General features: G+C 65.2%; 16 protein-coding genes and 1 riboswitch. Of the genes, 2 read left to right on the top strand and 14 right to left on the bottom strand.

Translation table 11 applies throughout. The features are described from left to right. Positions 1-48 precede the first annotated feature (48 nt). The 12 genes from M1D87_RS06380 to cobO all read right to left on the bottom strand — a co-directional run bounded on the left by M1D87_RS06380 (position 49) and on the right by cobO (position 10608). On the bottom strand, positions 49-453 hold the full coding sequence (locus M1D87_RS06380; protein ID WP_421091891.1) for a MarR family winged helix-turn-helix transcriptional regulator: 405 nt from the start codon (positions 451-453) through the stop codon (positions 49-51). A gap of 60 nt (positions 454-513) precedes the next feature. Next, positions 514-1629, bottom strand: coding sequence for a glycoside hydrolase family 5 protein (locus tag M1D87_RS06375; protein WP_247847726.1), 1116 nt, complete (start codon positions 1627-1629; stop codon positions 514-516). 225 nt (positions 1630-1854) lie between these two features. After that, complete coding sequence (locus tag M1D87_RS06370) at positions 1855-2577, bottom strand: adenosylcobinamide-GDP ribazoletransferase (protein ID WP_322265365.1); 723 nt, start codon at positions 2575-2577, stop codon at positions 1855-1857. A 1-nt stretch (position 2578) separates the two neighbouring features. After that, a complete protein-coding gene (locus tag M1D87_RS06365; protein ID WP_003257717.1) occupies positions 2579-3145 on the bottom strand; it encodes a histidine phosphatase family protein in 567 nt (188 codons plus the stop codon). Beyond that, on the bottom strand, positions 3142-4197 hold the full coding sequence (cobT, locus tag M1D87_RS06360; RefSeq protein WP_123085855.1) for a nicotinate-nucleotide--dimethylbenzimidazole phosphoribosyltransferase: 1056 nt from the start codon (positions 4195-4197) through the stop codon (positions 3142-3144). Before cobT ends, M1D87_RS06365 begins: the two co-directional genes overlap by 4 nt. Then, complete coding sequence (cobU, locus tag M1D87_RS06355) at positions 4194-4715, bottom strand: bifunctional adenosylcobinamide kinase/adenosylcobinamide-phosphate guanylyltransferase (RefSeq protein WP_013971381.1); 522 nt, start codon at positions 4713-4715, stop codon at positions 4194-4196. Before cobU ends, cobT begins: the two co-directional genes overlap by 4 nt. 1 nt (position 4716) lies before the next feature. Then, entirely contained in the window at positions 4717-6171 is a 1455-nt protein-coding gene (locus M1D87_RS06350; RefSeq protein WP_123085853.1) for a cobyric acid synthase, read from the bottom strand. Next, a complete protein-coding gene (gene cobD / locus M1D87_RS06345) occupies positions 6168-7160 on the bottom strand; it encodes a threonine-phosphate decarboxylase CobD (RefSeq protein ID WP_322265364.1) in 993 nt (330 codons plus the stop codon). The genes M1D87_RS06350 and cobD overlap by 4 nt, the downstream gene beginning before the upstream one ends. After that, entirely contained in the window at positions 7153-8061 is a 909-nt protein-coding gene (gene cbiB, locus M1D87_RS06340; protein WP_015269245.1) for an adenosylcobinamide-phosphate synthase CbiB, read from the bottom strand. Before cbiB ends, cobD begins: the two co-directional genes overlap by 8 nt. Then, on the bottom strand, positions 8058-8708 hold the full coding sequence (gene bluB / locus M1D87_RS06335; protein ID WP_322265363.1) for a 5,6-dimethylbenzimidazole synthase: 651 nt from the start codon (positions 8706-8708) through the stop codon (positions 8058-8060). The genes cbiB and bluB overlap by 4 nt, the downstream gene beginning before the upstream one ends. Next, complete coding sequence (locus M1D87_RS06330) at positions 8705-10000, bottom strand: cobyrinate a,c-diamide synthase (protein WP_322265362.1); 1296 nt, start codon at positions 9998-10000, stop codon at positions 8705-8707. The genes bluB and M1D87_RS06330 overlap by 4 nt, the downstream gene beginning before the upstream one ends. Further along, complete coding sequence (cobO, locus tag M1D87_RS06325) at positions 9997-10608, bottom strand: cob(I)yrinic acid a,c-diamide adenosyltransferase (protein ID WP_013971375.1); 612 nt, start codon at positions 10606-10608, stop codon at positions 9997-9999. The genes M1D87_RS06330 and cobO overlap by 4 nt, the downstream gene beginning before the upstream one ends. Positions 10609-10726: 118 nt before the next feature. Continuing rightward, positions 10727-10946: riboswitch (cobalamin riboswitch) on the bottom strand. Between the two features lie 167 nt (positions 10947-11113). On the opposite strand from cobO, the gene M1D87_RS06320 reads away from it, so the two are divergent. Then, complete coding sequence (locus M1D87_RS06320) at positions 11114-11692, top strand: hypothetical protein (protein ID WP_015269242.1); 579 nt, start codon at positions 11114-11116, stop codon at positions 11690-11692. 566 nt (positions 11693-12258) lie between these two features. On the opposite strand, the gene M1D87_RS06315 is transcribed toward M1D87_RS06320, so the two are convergent. Continuing rightward, positions 12259-12405 carry a hypothetical protein gene (locus tag M1D87_RS06315; protein WP_421091890.1) on the bottom strand — a complete coding sequence of 49 codons (147 nt, stop codon included), beginning with the start codon at positions 12403-12405 and terminating at the stop codon, positions 12259-12261. A 764-nt stretch (positions 12406-13169) separates the two neighbouring features. On the opposite strand from M1D87_RS06315, the gene M1D87_RS06310 reads away from it, so the two are divergent. Next, on the top strand, positions 13170-14516 hold the full coding sequence (locus tag M1D87_RS06310) for a PQQ-dependent sugar dehydrogenase (protein ID WP_421091607.1): 1347 nt from the start codon (positions 13170-13172) through the stop codon (positions 14514-14516). On the opposite strand, the gene M1D87_RS06305 is transcribed toward M1D87_RS06310, so the two are convergent. Next, positions 14482-15015, bottom strand: a complete 534-nt coding sequence (locus tag M1D87_RS06305) for a C40 family peptidase (RefSeq protein WP_013971371.1) — start codon at positions 15013-15015, stop codon at positions 14482-14484. The two genes, M1D87_RS06310 and M1D87_RS06305, sit on opposite strands and share 35 nt — an antisense overlap. Positions 15016-15084: the final 69 nt, after the last annotated feature.

The raw sequence follows: 15084 nt of genomic DNA, 5'->3' as shown, positions 1-15084 counted from the left end.
ACATCGCAAGGTTTTACGGGTATATACCCGCTTATAGTCGTACCAATTTCAAGCCAGCTGATTCAGCAAACGGACCAGTTCATCCCGCTGCCCTGCCCCCAGCCGCTCCACCAACTCTGCCTGTGCCTCTTCCCAGGCCGGATGGGCCGCGTGCAGCAATTGGGTACCGGCCTCGGTCAGCAGCACCACGCGGTTGCGTTGGTCGTCACCATCGGCCAAGGCCACCAGCCCTTCAGCCTCCAGCACCCGCAGGTTGCGGCCCAGGGTACTGCGCTCCAGGCCCATGGCCTCCGCCAGGGTGGTGATACTGGGACGATCGAGCCGCTGCAGATGACGCAACAGGGAAAACTGGGCGACATTGACCCCAAAGCTGGCAAGGGCCTCGTCGTAATGCCGGCTCACCCCACGGGCGGCGCGACGCAGATGGGTGCAGATGCATTCACTGGTCAACATGGATACGTGTATATACCCGCATCATGTGTATTGCAAGAGTTTTCACGACTGCCAGACACCTCAGCCTGGGTTCAGCCGCTTGCGAATCGGCTCGAACTCCACCGTGGCCTTGCGCGGTAGCGGGTCTGGAGCGCCCTGCTCGATTGCCTGCCAATAGCGCCACGGCACCTTGGTCGAGCCCAGCTCATAGTCCATGCCATCCCAGTTGTCTTCACGGAAGCTGTAGAAGGCCCAGTGCAACTGGTGGCGATCCAGCACGCTGAGCACGTCTTCCAGGTATTGCCGGCAGCCCGGCAGCCTGCGCATGCAGCCGAACTCGCCCACCACCAACCGAGAGCGGGGCACGTTCATGGCCGCGGCCCAATCCAGCGGCTGGCGCAGGTATTGCGCCACACGCTGGCCATCCCACTGCTGCGTCTGCCCCGCAAACGGTGCCGGGCCGGGATAGGCGATGGGTTGCTTGCGCGTCATGTTCGGTGCACTGGTCACCAGATAGGGCTCGTACATGTGCACGCTGTACAGCACCCGCTGGTCTTCCAGGGGAGCCGGCCAGTAACCGAAGGCGTCGGCGGCGGCGAACCAGCCGGCATCGAGCATGACCGGCGTGTCCGCGTCCTCCTCGCGAATAGCCGCTATCAACTGCCGATACAGGGCCGGCAGATCACGCGCAGTGCCCTGCTGCCCTGCATACCACTGCTGCATTTGCCCAGGGTTGGCATGCTCGGCCAGGCCACCGTGCTTCTCCGGGGCGGGCTCGTTGACCAGGTTGTAGGCGGCGATGGCCGGGTGACCTTTCAGCTCACGGGCCAGATCCCGCCAGAAGGCCGCAGACTGCAACCAGTAGCGTTTGTCCTGCCAGAGGCGGTCGTCGAACTGGCCCTGGTTGTTTTGCGACCAGCGCATACCGGGTAACGAGAGCGGTGAGATGACCACCTTGAGGCCGGCCTGGTGGGCGCGGTCGAGGGTAGCTCGCAGCGTGGCCAGGTCGGCGGCAGGCAGGCCTTGGTAGGCATCGGCATCGCCGATGAGGAAATCGCGTTCCGCCGGCTGCCATTTGTCGTAGGACAGCCGCACCCAGGTCGCGCCATAACCGCTCAAGGCGTCGAAGTAGGCTTGGTCAGGTGGCAGCCGGTTGAAGCTGTTGCCACCGTGGCGGGGGGTGTTCCAGAAAGCCATGAGATCGGCTGCCACGGCGGCAGGCCCCATGGCCAACAAAAACGCAGCAAGAATGACATGACGCATGGTGCCGACACTCCTCGACAGTTTGCGGGAGGGGCAAGCATACGCCATTGAAAAGATGCCGGTTCTTGCTGAGTTTTTTCAGGAATTTACCGACACGTTAGGCTCAGAAACGCCCTACAGACACATCTGATTGCGCTCCTGCAGGGCCCAGAGCAAGGCTCAGAGGCCCAACGCCAACCCCAGCACCACGGCCAGTTCGAGCAACTCCAGCATTGCACCAGCAGTATCGCCGGTAGTCCCGCCCAGGCGCCGGCACATCAGGTGCCGCAACCAGGCAAACACCGCCAACGCCAGCACCACGATCCACCCGCCCAGGACCAGACAGAAAAGCACACAGCCCAGCAGCACCCAGCCGGCCGCATGCCGGGGCAGGTACTCGGCCAGCGCCTGCCCCAAACCGCCCTGCCGTACATATGGCGTACTCAGGAACAGCCCGAGCATCGCCGCCCGCCCGATCAGCGGTGCCAGTAGCAACTGTGCGCCAATGCCCTGCTCGACCAGCACCCACAAAGCGCAGAACTTCAGCAACAGCACCAGCACCAGGGTGACCACGGCAATCGGCCCGCTACGTGGGTCCTTCATGATCAGCAAGGTGCGTTCGCGGTCACCGAAACCGCCAAGCCAAGCGTCGGCGCTGTCCGCCAGGCCATCCAGGTGCAAGGCGCCACTGAGCAACACCCACAACGTGAGCAGCAGGGCCGCGTGCAGCGGCGCAGGCGTGCCCTGCAGCAGGTAGCTGGCCAGCCACAGCAACAGGCCGAACAGCAACCCGACCAGCGGGTAGCAGAGCAGCGAGCGCCCCACCTCGCGCGGCGCCGGCATGCCCGGCAGACTCACCGGCAGGCTGCTGAGAAACTGCAAGGCAATCCACAACGGCAACATGTCAGCGCCCCTCGACCCACTGGCCGTCGTCACCCGGCACCAATCGCATGAGCGCAGCGTGGCCGACTTCGACCTGAAGCAACTGCGCCCTTGGCAAACCACGGGCACGGGCCAGCAGCAGCCGCATCACGCCGCCATGGGTGACCAGCAGCACACGCTTGCCAGCATGCTGCTGACTCAAGCGCTCGACAGCCGCCAGCACACGCTCGGCGAACGCCTCGACCGGCTCGCCATTGGGCGGTGTAAACGCGTAAGGGTCCGCCCAGAAGCGCCCCAGCGCGTCCGCCTGGTCTTCCATGATCTGCGCGGCACTACGGCCCTCCCAGTCGCCAAAATGCAGCTCCTGCAATGCCGCTTCGCGCTGCACAGGCAGGTTCAGCCGCTCGCCCAGTTCCTCGGCAAAACGGGCACAGCGCTGCAGCGGCGAACTGACCAGCACCTCCCACGGGCCGGCTTCGGCCACGGCTTGACGCATCTGCGCCCAGCCCTTGTCGGTCAAGGCATCATCAAGGCTGCCACGCAAGCCGCCCTGTTCGGTTTCGCCATGGCGTAGCAGGTCGAGAATCATGCCGGGCGGTCCGCCACAGCAGCCTCGGCAAAGGTCGCCATCTGCCCGTGCAACGCACAGGCCAGGCGCAACAGCGGCACGGCCAGGGCAGCCCCACTGCCCTCGCCCAGGCGCAGTCCCAGGGCCAGCAACGGCTCGGCCTGCAAGGCGTCGAGCAAGGCTTTGTGCCCAGGCTCTGCGCCTTGGTGGGCGAACAGCAACCAGGCCCGGCACTGCGAGTTGAGGCGCACCGCCAGCAGCGCGGCGACACTGCAGATGAAGCCGTCCACCAGTACCGCGATACCCGCCTGCGCGCAGCCAATGTAGGCACCGGCCAAGGCCGCGATCTCGAAACCACCGACACAGCCCAGTGCCTGCAATGGATCGTTGGCGCTAAGGCCATGCAGGCTCAACGCACGCTCGATGACCTCGGCCTTGTGCCGCACCCCGGCGTGGTCCAGGCCGGTACCCGGGCCACTCAATTCAGCCGGCGGGCAGCCGAGCAACACGCTGGCCAGGGCAGCGGCAGCCGTGGTGTTGCCAATACCCATCTCGCCCCCGATGAACAGCTGCGCGCCCTGTTCGGCGGCGCGCAGGGCACTATCGCGACCGGCCTGCAGGGCGGCCTGCAGCTGGCCCTCGGTCATCGCCGGCTGGCGGGCGAAGTTGGCGGTACCGGCGCCAAGGCGCAGGTGGCGCACGCCAGGCAGTTCCAGGTGGGGGTCGATGGTGCCCAGGTCGACCACTTCCAGACTCGCCTGCAGCTGGCGCGCCAGCACGCTGATTGCCGCGCCACCACCGACGAAGTTGCGCAGCATCTGCCCGGTCACCGCTTGCGGGTAGGCCGAGATGCCTTCCTCGACCACGCCGTGGTCACCGGCAAAAATGCTGATTGCGGCGTTATCCAAGGTCGGCCGTTCACACCCCTGCAGGCCGGCCAGCTGAATGGCCAATCCTTCCAGTTGGCCTAGCGAACCGGCAGGTTTGGTCAGCTGCTGCTGACGGGCGCGGGCCTGGTCCATGGCGGCGTTGTCGAGAGGTTGGCAGGCGTCACGCCACCAGGCTTGGGTCATAGTGCAGGTCCTTTGAGCATTAGGGGCAGGCCGGCCACAGTCAGCACCACGCGCTGACAGCGTTCGGCCACGGCCTGGTGCAGCCAGCCGGCCAGGTCGACATAACGACGAGTCAGCTCGCCCATGGGCACGACGCCCAGGCCGGTTTCGTTACTGACCAGGATGACCGTGCCCGGCAACTGTTCCAGGCAGGCCAGCAGCGCATCACGCTCCTCGGCCAGGCGCTGGTCGTCTTCGAGCATCAGCAGGTTGGTCAGCCACAGGGTCAGGCAATCCACCAGCAGGCAGCGCCCTTCGGCCGCTTCGGCGCGCAGTACCGCGGCCAGGGCCAGGGGTTCCTCGATCAAACCCCAGTCATCAGGGCGACGCTGGCGATGCAGCAGCACGCGTTCGTTCATTTCACCATCCAGCGGCTGGCTGGTGGCGATGTAGGTCACCGGCAGGCCACTGGCGCTGGCCAGCTGTTCGGCCAGGCGGCTCTTGCCCGAGCGGGCGCCGCCGAGGATCAGGTTGAGCATGTCAGGCCACCCCACAGAGCTGGCGCAGGCGCGCGGTGTCCAGGTGCTTTTCCACCAGGTCGGCCAGGCGTTCGATATCGCGTTCGCGCAGGGCCTGGTAGTCGACGGCCTGCACATCATCCAGCCCAGCCCAGCGCAGCAGCGCCGCGCACGACTGGCTGCCTTCAAACAGGCCGTGCAGGTAGGTGGCAAGTATCTGGCCATCAGCGCTGACAGCACCATCGCAACGCCCATCGGCAAGTTGCACGGCTGGCTGCTCCAGGGCAGGCCCCGTGGTGACGCCGGCATGAATTTCATAACCGGCAACCGGGACTGCTTCCAGGTTCAGCGTGCCGGCAACGTTGCGCAGTTGCTTCTCGGCTTCGAGCACCGTGGCGTAATCGAGCAGGCCAAGCCCCGGGCTGGAGCCAGCAGCCCCTTCGAGACCAAGCGGGTCATGCACTTCGCGGCCCAGCATCTGCAAGCCACCGCAGATCCCGATCAGCTTGCCGCCATAGCGCAGGTGCCGGTCGATGGCCTTGTCCCAACCGCGCTCACGCAGTTGCGCCAGGTCGCCGCGCACACTCTTGGAACCCGGCAGGATGATCAGGTCGGCGGCCGGGATCGGCTGGCCCGCGCCGATGAACTGCAGGTCCACCTGGGGGTGCAGGCGCAGTGGGTCGAAGTCGGTGTGGTTGCTGATACGCGGCAGCACCGGGACGATCACCTTGAGCACGCGCTCGGCCTTTGCCCCCTGGCGTGCGTCGATGCCGTCTTCGGCTTCCAGATGCAGGTCGTTTACATACGGCAGCACGCCCAGTACCGGTTTGCCGGTGCGCTGTTCCAGCCAGTCCAGCCCCGGCTGCAGCAAGGCGATGTCGCCGCGGAAGCGGTTTATGACAAAGCCCTTTACCCGCGCCTGCTCACTGGGCGACAGCAGTTCCAGGGTGCCGACGAGATGGGCGAACACACCACCACGATTGATGTCGGCAACCAGGATCACCGGGCAGTCCACCGCTTCGGCAAAACCCATGTTGGCAATGTCACCGGCACGCAGGTTGATCTCCGCCGGCGAGCCCGCGCCTTCGACCATGACCACCGGCCAGGCAGCACTCAGACGCTGGTGCGAAGCCAGCACCGCCTGCATGGCGATGGCCTTGTAGTCGTGGTAGGCCACCGCGTTCATGCTGGTGACGGCACGGCCATGGATGATCACCTGCGCGCCGGTGTCGCTGTTGGGCTTGAGCAGCACCGGGTTCATGTCGGTGTGTGGTTGCAGCCGGCAGGCCTGGGCCTGCACCGCCTGGGCCCGGCCGATTTCACCGCCATCGGCGGTCACCGCGCTGTTCAGCGCCATGTTCTGCGGCTTGAACGGCACCACGCCGACGCCCTGGCGCAACAGCCAGCGGCACAGTGCGGTCACCAGCGTGCTCTTGCCGGCGTCGGAGGTGGTGCCTTGCACCATGAGGGTGGTCATGCCGTTTCCTTCTGATAGGCCGCCAGGGCTTGGGCCAGGCGCTGTTCGTCCGCCGCACAGACTGGCAGCCCCAGGCGTATCGCCTGCGGCTGCTCGAACAGCCGCACCAAGATGCCGCGGCGGGCGAGAAAGTCATGCAGTTGCGCAGCGTGCTCGCTGCGTACGTACTGGAACAGATCGCAACCACCGCTGGGCGCCAGGCCGACGCTGCGCAACAGCATAGCCAGCCGCTGGCTGGCAGCAGCGCAGCGTTCGACCTGCACACGCTGGGCGGCGTGGTCGGCCAGGCTGGCCTGGGCCAGCACCCGGGTCGGGCCATTGACAGTCCACGGGCCGAGCAACTCGGCCAGGCGCAGCAGCAGGCTGCGTTCGGCGGCAACGAACCCCAGGCGCACACCAGCCAGGCCGAAGAACTTGCCGAACGAGCGCAGCACGATCAGCCCCGGGCGCTCGGCACAATCGACCACGCTTTGCGCCGGGGTGTTGTCCATGAACGCTTCATCGACCAGCAGCCAGCCACCACGGGCGGCCAGGCGCATGTGCCAATCCAGCAGGCGTTCACGCGGCACCCGGCGGCCGGTAGGGTTGTTGGGGTTCACCAGCACCAGTACGTCGAGGCTGTCGAGCGTCGCCTCGACCTGCGCTTCATCCAGCTCCAGCAACTGGTGCCCCGCCCGTTGCCAGGCGTACGGATGCTCGGCATAGCATGGCGTCAACACCCCTACCCTGCCGGCTGCACGCAGCAGCGGCAAGGCCTGGATCGCGGCCTGGGAACCGGCCACCGCCAGCAATTGGCGGGCGCCGTAATACGCACGCGCGGCGTCCTCCAGGCCGTCCTCGGTCTCCGGCAGGCGGGCCCAGGCCTCCATGGGGATCGGTGGAATCGGGAAAGGCCATGGCGCAATGCCGCTGGACAGGTCGAGCCACTGCTCGCGGGCGATGCCGTATTGCCGTACCGCCCGCAGCAGGCGGCCTCCGTGTTCAAGCATTGATATAGGCCCCCAGGCAGATCACCAGCAGCCACAGCCATACACCGCGCTGCACCAAGCCCCAGCCGCGCTCGATGGCGTCGGCGTCGGCCATTGGCCCGTCACCCAGGCGTGGCCGCTCATGCAGCTCGCCGTGGTACACCGCCGGGCCACCGAGTTCCACCCCTAACGCACCAGCACCGGCGGCCATCACCGGCCCGGCATTGGGGCTGTCCCACAGCGGGCCCTGCTTGCGCCAGCAGGCCAGGGCCAGACGCGTCTTGCCCAGCAGCGCGTAGGTCAACGCCACCAGCCTGGCGGGAATATAGTTGAGCACATCATCGACACGCGCCGCACACCAGCCGAAGCGTTCGAAGCGCTCGTTGCGGTAGCCCCACATGGCGTCCAAGGTGTTGCTCAGGCGGTACAGCACCACGCCAGGCGCGCCGGCGACCACGAACCAGAACAGCGCGGCGAATACTGCATCGCTGCCATTCTCCAGCACCGACTCGGTGGCCGCCCGGGCCACCGCAGGCTCGTCAAGTTCGCGGGTTTCGCGGCTGACCAAATAGCCCACACGGCGCCGCGCTTCTTGCAGGTCACCCTGGCGCAAGGCACTGGCCACTGGCAACACGTGTTCACCCAGGCTGCGCAGCCCGACGGCGCAGTACAGCGCCAGCACGTCGACCAACCAGCCGATGTACGGCAGCCAGGAGAGGATCAGTGCCACCAGGGTAAGCGGCACCACAGCCAGGAACCATGCGCTCACCCCGTGGCTGCGCCAGCCGCGCCCACCGGCATTCAGGCGGCGCTCGAGGTTACTGGCCATGTTGCCGAAGGCTACCAGCGGATGGCGCCGCTGCGGTTCGCCCAGCAAGGCATCCAGGGCCACCCCGGCCACGGTCAGCAAGGCCACGCTCATTGGCGCTCTCCCCATTGGTTCTCAAAGAGCATTTCACTCAAGGGCCGTTCCTCGGCCCAGTTTTCCAGCACCAGCATCGGTGCCGGGTAGAACTCGGTTACCGGCCCCAGGCACAGCACCGCGACCGGCTTGGCCCCGGTCGGCATGCCCAGCAGCGCCGCCAGCGCCTGCGGGTCGAACAGCGACACCCAGCCCATGCCCAGGCCTTCGCCACGGGCTGCCAGCCACAGGTTCTGGATGGCGCAGGCCAGCGATGCCAGGTCCATTTCCGGCAGGGTGCGGCGGCCGAAGATATGCGGCTCGCGGTTGTCCATCAGGGCGGCCACCAGCAACTCGGCGCAGTCATTGATGCCCTCCACCTTCAGTTTCATGAAGGCGTCGGAGCGTTCGCCCAAGGCTTCGGCGGTAAGCACACGCTCTGCTTCCACCAACGCCTGGATGCGCGCACGCAAATCGCGCCGGGTGATGCGGATGAAACGCCAGGGCTGCATCAGCCCGACACTCGGCGCCTGGTGCGCGGCAGCCAACAGGCGGCCCAGCAGTTCCGGGGCTACCTCGCCACCGGCGAAATGGCGCATGTCACGGCGTTCGCCGATGGCCCGATAGATCGCGGCGCGCTCGGCGTCGCTGTAGGCGTGTTCGCTCATGGTCGCAACAGCGCCGCCGCCGCATCAGGGTTGGAGGGAAAGTAGAAGTGCACGTAGGAAGCCGTCAGCCGACCCAGACGGTACACCGCTTCGTTGCCACGCCCGCCGTTGGGGCTCAGACCACGTGCGATCGGCTCCAGTACGGTACTGGTCAACGAATGGTGATAGGTGTGACCGCGCAGGGTGCCTTCCGGCAGTTCCACCGCCTGCAGGGCCAAGGCAGCCAGGCGCTTCTGCATGGTCGCTTCGCCCGGCAGCAGGCCGAGCAGCTCGGCACGCTCGCCGGCCACGTCGGTCAGGGCATCGAGCAGATACAGCATGCCGCCGCACTCGGCCAGCAACGGTTTGCCCTGGGCGTGATGGGCACGGATCGCCTCGCTCATCGGCGCATTGCCGGCCAGGGCGTGGTGGTGCAGTTCGGGATAACCGCCCGGCAGATACAGGCTGTCCACTGCTGGTAGTTCGCGGTCATGCAGCGGCGAGAAAAACTCCAGCTGCGCGCCCAGGTTGCGCAGCAGGTCGAGGTTGGCGCCATAGGTGAAGGCAAAGGCCTCGTCCCGCGCCACGCCAATGCGCACACCGGTCAACGAGGCGGTAGTGGCTTGCGGCTCGGGTTCGGCAAAGGTCACTGGCGGCGGCAAGGCGGCATCGCAACTGGCGCCAAGCGCCTCGGCAGCGGCATCCAGGCGAGCGTCCAGGTCGTTCAGCTCGCTGGCCTGGACCAGCCCCAGGTGACGGCTGGGTAGCTCTATACCGCGCTCGCGGGACAAGCCGCCATACCAGCGCAGGCCTTCGGTCAGGCTACCTTCCAGCAGCTGCGCGTGGCGCAGGCTGCCCACCCGGTTGGCCAACACACCGGCAAACGGCAGGTCCGCCTGGTAGCGTGCCAGGCCCAGGGCCAGCGCGCCGAAGGTCTGGGCCATGGCCGTGCCGTCGATCACCGCCAGCACCGGCACGCCGAAGTGGCGCGCCAGGTCGGCGCTGGACGGCGTGCCGTCGAACAGCCCCATCACCCCTTCGATCAGGATCAGGTCGGCCTCGCCGGCGGCTTCCCACAGCAGGCGGCGGCTTTCATCGGCGCCGATCATCCACAGGTCGAGCTGGTACACCGGCGCGCCGCTGGCTCGCTCAAGGATCATCGGGTCGAGAAAGTCGGGGCCGCACTTGAACACCCGCACTTTGCGCCCAAGGTTGCGGTGCAGCCGGGCCAACGCGGCGGTGACGGTGGTCTTGCCCTGACCAGAGGCCGGTGCCGCGATCAGTACGGCAGGGCAATGGCGCGGCTGGCTCACAGTTCCACGCCCTTCTGTGCACGTATACCGGCCTGGAACGCGTGCTTGAGCATGCCCATTTCGGTAACGGTGTCGGCCAGCTCGATCATCTCGGGTTTCGCGGCACGGCCAGTGACGATCACATGCTGCATCGGTGGGCGGGCCTGGATGTCGGACAGCACCTGGTCAAGGTCGAGGTAGCCGTGCTTGAGGGCGATGTTCAGTTCATCGAGCACCACGAACTGCACGCTCGGATCTTGCAGCAACTGGCGCGAAACGGCCCAGGCTGCTTCGGCGGCGGCAATGTCGCGCTGGCGATCCTGGGTTTCCCAGGTAAAGCCCTCGCCCATCACGTGGTAGCGCACCTGCTCGGGGAAGCGGCGGAAGAACAGCTCTTCGCCGGTGCTGTTGCGGCCCTTGATGAACTGCACCACACCGCACTGCATGCCATGGCCCAGGGCGCGCGCGAGCATACCGAAGGCCGAGCTGCTCTTGCCCTTGCCGTTGCCGGTCAGCACCAGCAGCAGGCCGCATTCGTTGGGGGAATTGGCGATGCGTTCGTCGATGATCGCCTTCTTGCGCTGCATGCGCGCCAGGTGGCGTTCGTCGCGTTCGGTGGATTCGCTCATCAGGGTTCTCCGCTGGCTGTCGCCACGGCAACGCGGCGACAGGTAAAAGGCGGGCAGACGGAGAACGCGCAGGGGCCGTGGCCGTACGCCACGGTGCACCGCGCATCACCCTCCGTGATGCCGTTGGCAGTATCAGGCCGGTCTCCGGGCTTGTGAGCGGGCCTTGGCCCAGGCCTGCGCGCCTTCCCGGGTGCTGGCACCCAGTGGCCCTGCGCGGCCGCGACTCACCTACCGTTGCGGGGGCAGCGCCGGAATCGCGCCATGCTGGCACCCACCGGCTTCCCAGTTTCACCCTGCCCAGTCGGGGCTGGCAGGGCACCTGAAACACGCGCGAAGGTTAGAGGGTTGCACCGGGAGCGTCAATCGAAGCGGGCCGCTTTGCAGCCGAACAGGCTCCGCCTGGGTAATGGCCAATTCACCTGGTTGTGCCACACTGAATACAGTGATATCACATAGCCATCACTTTCAGCTGAACGCGATCACAACTACAACAGGAGAGCGCAGCATGCGAGGCCAGATCATCAACAACCCGCGCCTGGAGTTTCTTGCCCCGGTGCTGGAGCGCTGGGGCGACTGTATCGACCGCTTCAACCAGTTTGCCGGCGATGCCGAAGCACCTTACTGGCATGGCGCCGCCGCCAATACGGGGCTGCTTGCCGCAGCGGCCTGGCAAGCCGAACTGGCGGCGCTGCAGCAGTTTGCCGGCAAGAAGCAGCGCGACGAAGGTGAACACGAAGGGCGCTGCGACCTGTCGATCAGCAGTGCCGATGAAGCGCTGTACCTCAGTGTCAGTCAGCGCTGGCCAAGAATCGCGAGGCTGGACATGGCCGACGCCCTGCAGCAGACCACTGCCCTCGCGCGCCAGGTGGCCTACCCCAGCCAGTTGAAAGCTGGTGCGCTGTTCATCAGCCCGTGGAAGGCTGGCCAGCATGCCAGCCCCGAGGAACTGCAGGACCTGGTCGACGATCTGCAGAAACATACCGCCTGTGCCATCGCCTGGTACTTCCCGTATGCCTACCGCAAGTTGCACAACGAGCTGGGGCAGTATTTCCCGGGGGTGGCGTTGCTGCTCAAGCAGGCTTGAAGCAACTTCGGCTCGGGCCGGGCGACGTGGCTTCTATGGGAGCGGGCGTGCCCGCGAAGAATCCAACGCGGTGGCTGGCACCGGCTGCGCCGGTGTTCGCGGGCGCGCCCGCTCCCACAGAGCCCCTGCTAAACCTTTCAGTTATATGCGGCTCCGGTTTTGCCGTCTGTGTATTTCGAGTCCTCGGCGGTCATTCGAGGCTCTTGTCGTAGTGAACGACCACCAGCCGCGGCTAAACAGTATGGTGGCAGCTGTACGTGGGTTAGCCAACCGGGACGTCAGGCACCCGGCGCACCCGCAGGTGCCCCACACACAGCCGCCATAAGGCGTCAATGCCGATTACTCGGTATTGCTCAACTGCGGTGTCTGACGATTTCGGGCGGCTAACCCGGTCATTGAAGGTCAACGACATGCCGAGACTAGAGGCCGCATTTGGCGCGCGCAACGGAGAATAGGTGTTAAGAATATCTTTGGGAAACGGCCTACAAGAAAGGTGTTAAATCTGATTCTTGGTCTCGCCCCGACGCCACCTTTGCAACAGCAGCGCATCTCACTGGCGCATTGAGTCACCACCAGACCTGCATGCTCTTGCTCTTGCTCTTGATCTTGCTCTTGCTCTTGCTCTTGCTCTTGCTCTTGATCTTGCTCTTGATCTTGATCTTCGCGACTTCAGGAGGCCGAGCAGAGGTCTTGCGGAGGGAGGTGACGGGCATGGATGCCCGTCAAGCGCTGAGGCCCCATGGATGGGGCCTGCAGCGCGTACTCCCGGGAGCAAGACCGGCGCGAGGGAACCCCGGAGCGCAGCGCAGGGGCCGGATGATGGGAGCGCAGCGTTTTTTGGTTACTTTTTGCCGCGTTTGGCAAAAAGTGACTCGCCGTAAGGGCGAAAAGGTGAGTAAGCGTCGCCATCGTAAATGGACTATGCGCGAGATCAATACCAGTACTTTTTCCGCTCTTCGCTCTTCGCTCTTCGCTCTTCGCTCTTCGCTCTTCGCTCTTCGCTCTTCGCTCTTCGCTTTCAAGCGTGGGCTTCAACAACAAGGTCAACATTCATTTTCGAAGGTGGCGCTTAATCACCTTTCCGCCCTTACGGCGGGTCACTTTTTGTCAAACGCGACAAAAAGTAACCAAAAAACGCTGGCTCCCATCATCCGGCCCCTCCGCTTCGCTCCGGGGTCCCCTCGCTACGGGCCTGCTCCCGGGAGTACGCGCTGCAGGCCCCATCCATGGGGCCTCAGCGCTTGACGGGCATCCATGCCCGTCACCTCCCTCCGCAGTCCCTTCGCTCGGCCTCCTGAAGTCGCAATCGGTGGCGCCTGAACTATCGCGCGCTTAGAAGCAAAAGCAAAAGCAACAGCAACGGCAACGGCAACGGCAACGGCAACGGCAACGGCAACGGCAGTTGGAAAGTTGCCGGGAACCTGGCGAATGTCACCGACCTCTCAATTCATAGGCCCTGTTAGGAGGACGCCGCCCCATGAAACACCTGACGCCTTGGTTATTGGCCGCCAGCCTGACTGCCTGCGGCGAAACCGCCCTGCTGAATGTACTCGACGGTAGTGGCCCAACCCCCCAGCTGCCTGCTCCGGTCAAGACAACCCTCCCCACCGTGAATATCGCCCCGGCAGTGGGCTGGCCCAAGGACGCCAAGCCCGAGGCAGCACCAGGCACTCAGGTGAAAGCGTTCGCCAGCGGGCTCGACCACCCTCGCTGGCTATACCTGCTGCCCAACGGCGACGTCCTGGTAGCCGAAACCAATGCCCCATCCAAGCCCGAAGATGGCAAGGGCCTGCGCGGCTGGGTGATGAAGAAGGTGATGAAGCGGGCAGGTGCAGGCGTGCCCAGCGCCAACCGCATTACCCTGCTACGGGATGCCGACCACGACGGCGTGGCTGAAATCCGTACGACCTTCATCGAAGAGCTCAACTCACCGTTAGGCATGGCGCTGGTCGGCAAGGACCTGTATATCGCCAACACCGACAGGTTGCTGCGCTTTCACTATGAGCCCGGTGCCATGCAAATTCGCAATGAAGGCCAGCCAGTGGTCGAGTTGCCAGGCGGGCCGCTCAACCACCACTGGACCAAGAACGTGATCGCCAGCCCTGATGGCAAGAAGCTTTTCGTGACGGTCGGCTCCAACAGCAACGTAGGCGAAAACGGTATGGACAAGGAACAGGGGCGCGCCGCGATCTGGGAAGTGGACCCCACCAGCGGCCAGCACCGCCTGTTCGCCACCGGCCTGCGCAACCCTAACGGCCTGGCCTGGGAGCCGCACAGCGGTACGTTGTGGACGGCAGTCAACGAGCGTGACGAGATCGGTAGCGATCTGGTACCGGACTACATCACTTCCGTGAAGGACGGCGGTTTCTATGGTTGGCCCTACAGCTACTACGGCCGCCACGTGGACGAGCGCGTGCAACCGCCAGCGCCTGAAAAAGTAGCCCAGGCGCTGGTGCCCGACTACGCCGTAGGCCCACACACGGCATCGCTAGGGCTGGCATTCGCCGAACCGAACGGGCTACCACCGCCCTTCGAACAAGGGGCATTCGTGGGCCAGCACGGGTCGTGGAACCGCAAGCCACACAGTGGCTACAAGGTGATTTTCGTGTCGTTCGACCCATCAGGAAAGCCCTCGGGCAAGCCCGTAGACCTGCTTACCGGTTTTCTGGATGAGCATGGCAAGGCCCAAGGGCGCCCGGTCGGCGTAATCACCGACGGGCGTGGCGGCGTGCTGGTAGCCGATGATGTCGGCAACGTGGTCTGGCGGGTGAGCAAAGCCCCGCCTGTCCTCAGGGGTTCTGCGCCAGATGCCCTTGCGGAATGACGCGCTTGGCCTGCAGGTAAGCCTTGGCCCAGTAGCTGTTGGACAGGTAGTCCAGACGCACCGTGCCGCCGCTGGAAGGTGCATGCACGAAGCGCCCTTCCCCGACATAGATGCCCGCATGGCTGACCTGCGAGCCGCCACTGGTGGCGAAGAACACCAGGTCGCCGGACTGCAGAGACTTGGCATCCACGGTTGGCGCGCGCATTACGATCATCTCACGCGTCGAACGCGGCAGGCTTATGCCGGCAGCATCACGATAGACGTACTTGATCAGGCCACTGCAATCGAAACCGGAGTCCGGCGTATTGCCACCCCAGCGATAAGGCGTGCCCACCAGGCCGATGGCACGCATCAGCACGTCATCGGCAATCGGCGAAGGGCTGGGCTGGCTATAGGTTACCTGCGGCTGTACCACAGGGGCCGGCGCAGGCGCACGGCTGGAGCAGGCAGCCAGCAAGGCTGCCAAGGAGAGAAATGCGAAGCGCGCCATCTTTACCATGGCCAGAACATCCTGTCTGAGTCCGCTGGGCCGCAGCCGAAAAGAGTTGAGAAATTAGATTAGACGCTT

This window comes from Pseudomonas sp. SA233, assembly GCF_054792385.1.
The sequence above is the reverse complement of the archived record's forward strand: the minus strand, read 5'-3'. Positions and strand labels throughout refer to the sequence as shown.

Excerpts from the sequence above, each read along its gene's own strand:
- M1D87_RS06375 (WP_247847726.1), bottom strand. The coding sequence starts at position 1,629 with ATGGCTTTCTGGAACACCCCCCGCCACGGTGGCAACAGCTTCAACCGG.
- M1D87_RS06305 (WP_013971371.1), bottom strand. The coding sequence starts at position 15,015 with ATGGTAAAGATGGCGCGCTTCGCATTTCTCTCCTTGGCAGCCTTGCTG.
- M1D87_RS06320 (WP_015269242.1), top strand. The coding sequence starts at position 11,114 with ATGCGAGGCCAGATCATCAACAACCCGCGCCTGGAGTTTCTTGCCCCG.
- M1D87_RS06365 (WP_003257717.1), bottom strand. The coding sequence starts at position 3,145 with ATGATTCTCGACCTGCTACGCCATGGCGAAACCGAACAGGGCGGCTTG.
- M1D87_RS06370 (WP_322265365.1), bottom strand. The coding sequence starts at position 2,577 with ATGTTGCCGTTGTGGATTGCCTTGCAGTTTCTCAGCAGCCTGCCGGTG.
- M1D87_RS06380 (WP_421091891.1), bottom strand. The coding sequence starts at position 453 with ATGTTGACCAGTGAATGCATCTGCACCCATCTGCGTCGCGCCGCCCGT.
- cobO (WP_013971375.1), bottom strand. The coding sequence starts at position 10,608 with ATGAGCGAATCCACCGAACGCGACGAACGCCACCTGGCGCGCATGCAG.
- cobT (WP_123085855.1), bottom strand. The coding sequence starts at position 4,197 with ATGACCCAAGCCTGGTGGCGTGACGCCTGCCAACCTCTCGACAACGCC.
- M1D87_RS06350 (WP_123085853.1), bottom strand. The coding sequence starts at position 6,171 with ATGACCACCCTCATGGTGCAAGGCACCACCTCCGACGCCGGCAAGAGC.
- M1D87_RS06310 (WP_421091607.1), top strand. The coding sequence starts at position 13,170 with ATGAAACACCTGACGCCTTGGTTATTGGCCGCCAGCCTGACTGCCTGC.
- M1D87_RS06315 (WP_421091890.1), bottom strand. The coding sequence starts at position 12,405 with ATGCCCGTCACCTCCCTCCGCAAGACCTCTGCTCGGCCTCCTGAAGTC.
- bluB (WP_322265363.1), bottom strand. The coding sequence starts at position 8,708 with ATGAGCGAACACGCCTACAGCGACGCCGAGCGCGCCGCGATCTATCGG.
- cobD (WP_322265364.1), bottom strand. The coding sequence starts at position 7,160 with ATGCTTGAACACGGAGGCCGCCTGCTGCGGGCGGTACGGCAATACGGC.
- cbiB (WP_015269245.1), bottom strand. The coding sequence starts at position 8,061 with ATGAGCGTGGCCTTGCTGACCGTGGCCGGGGTGGCCCTGGATGCCTTG.
- cobU (WP_013971381.1), bottom strand. The coding sequence starts at position 4,715 with ATGCTCAACCTGATCCTCGGCGGCGCCCGCTCGGGCAAGAGCCGCCTG.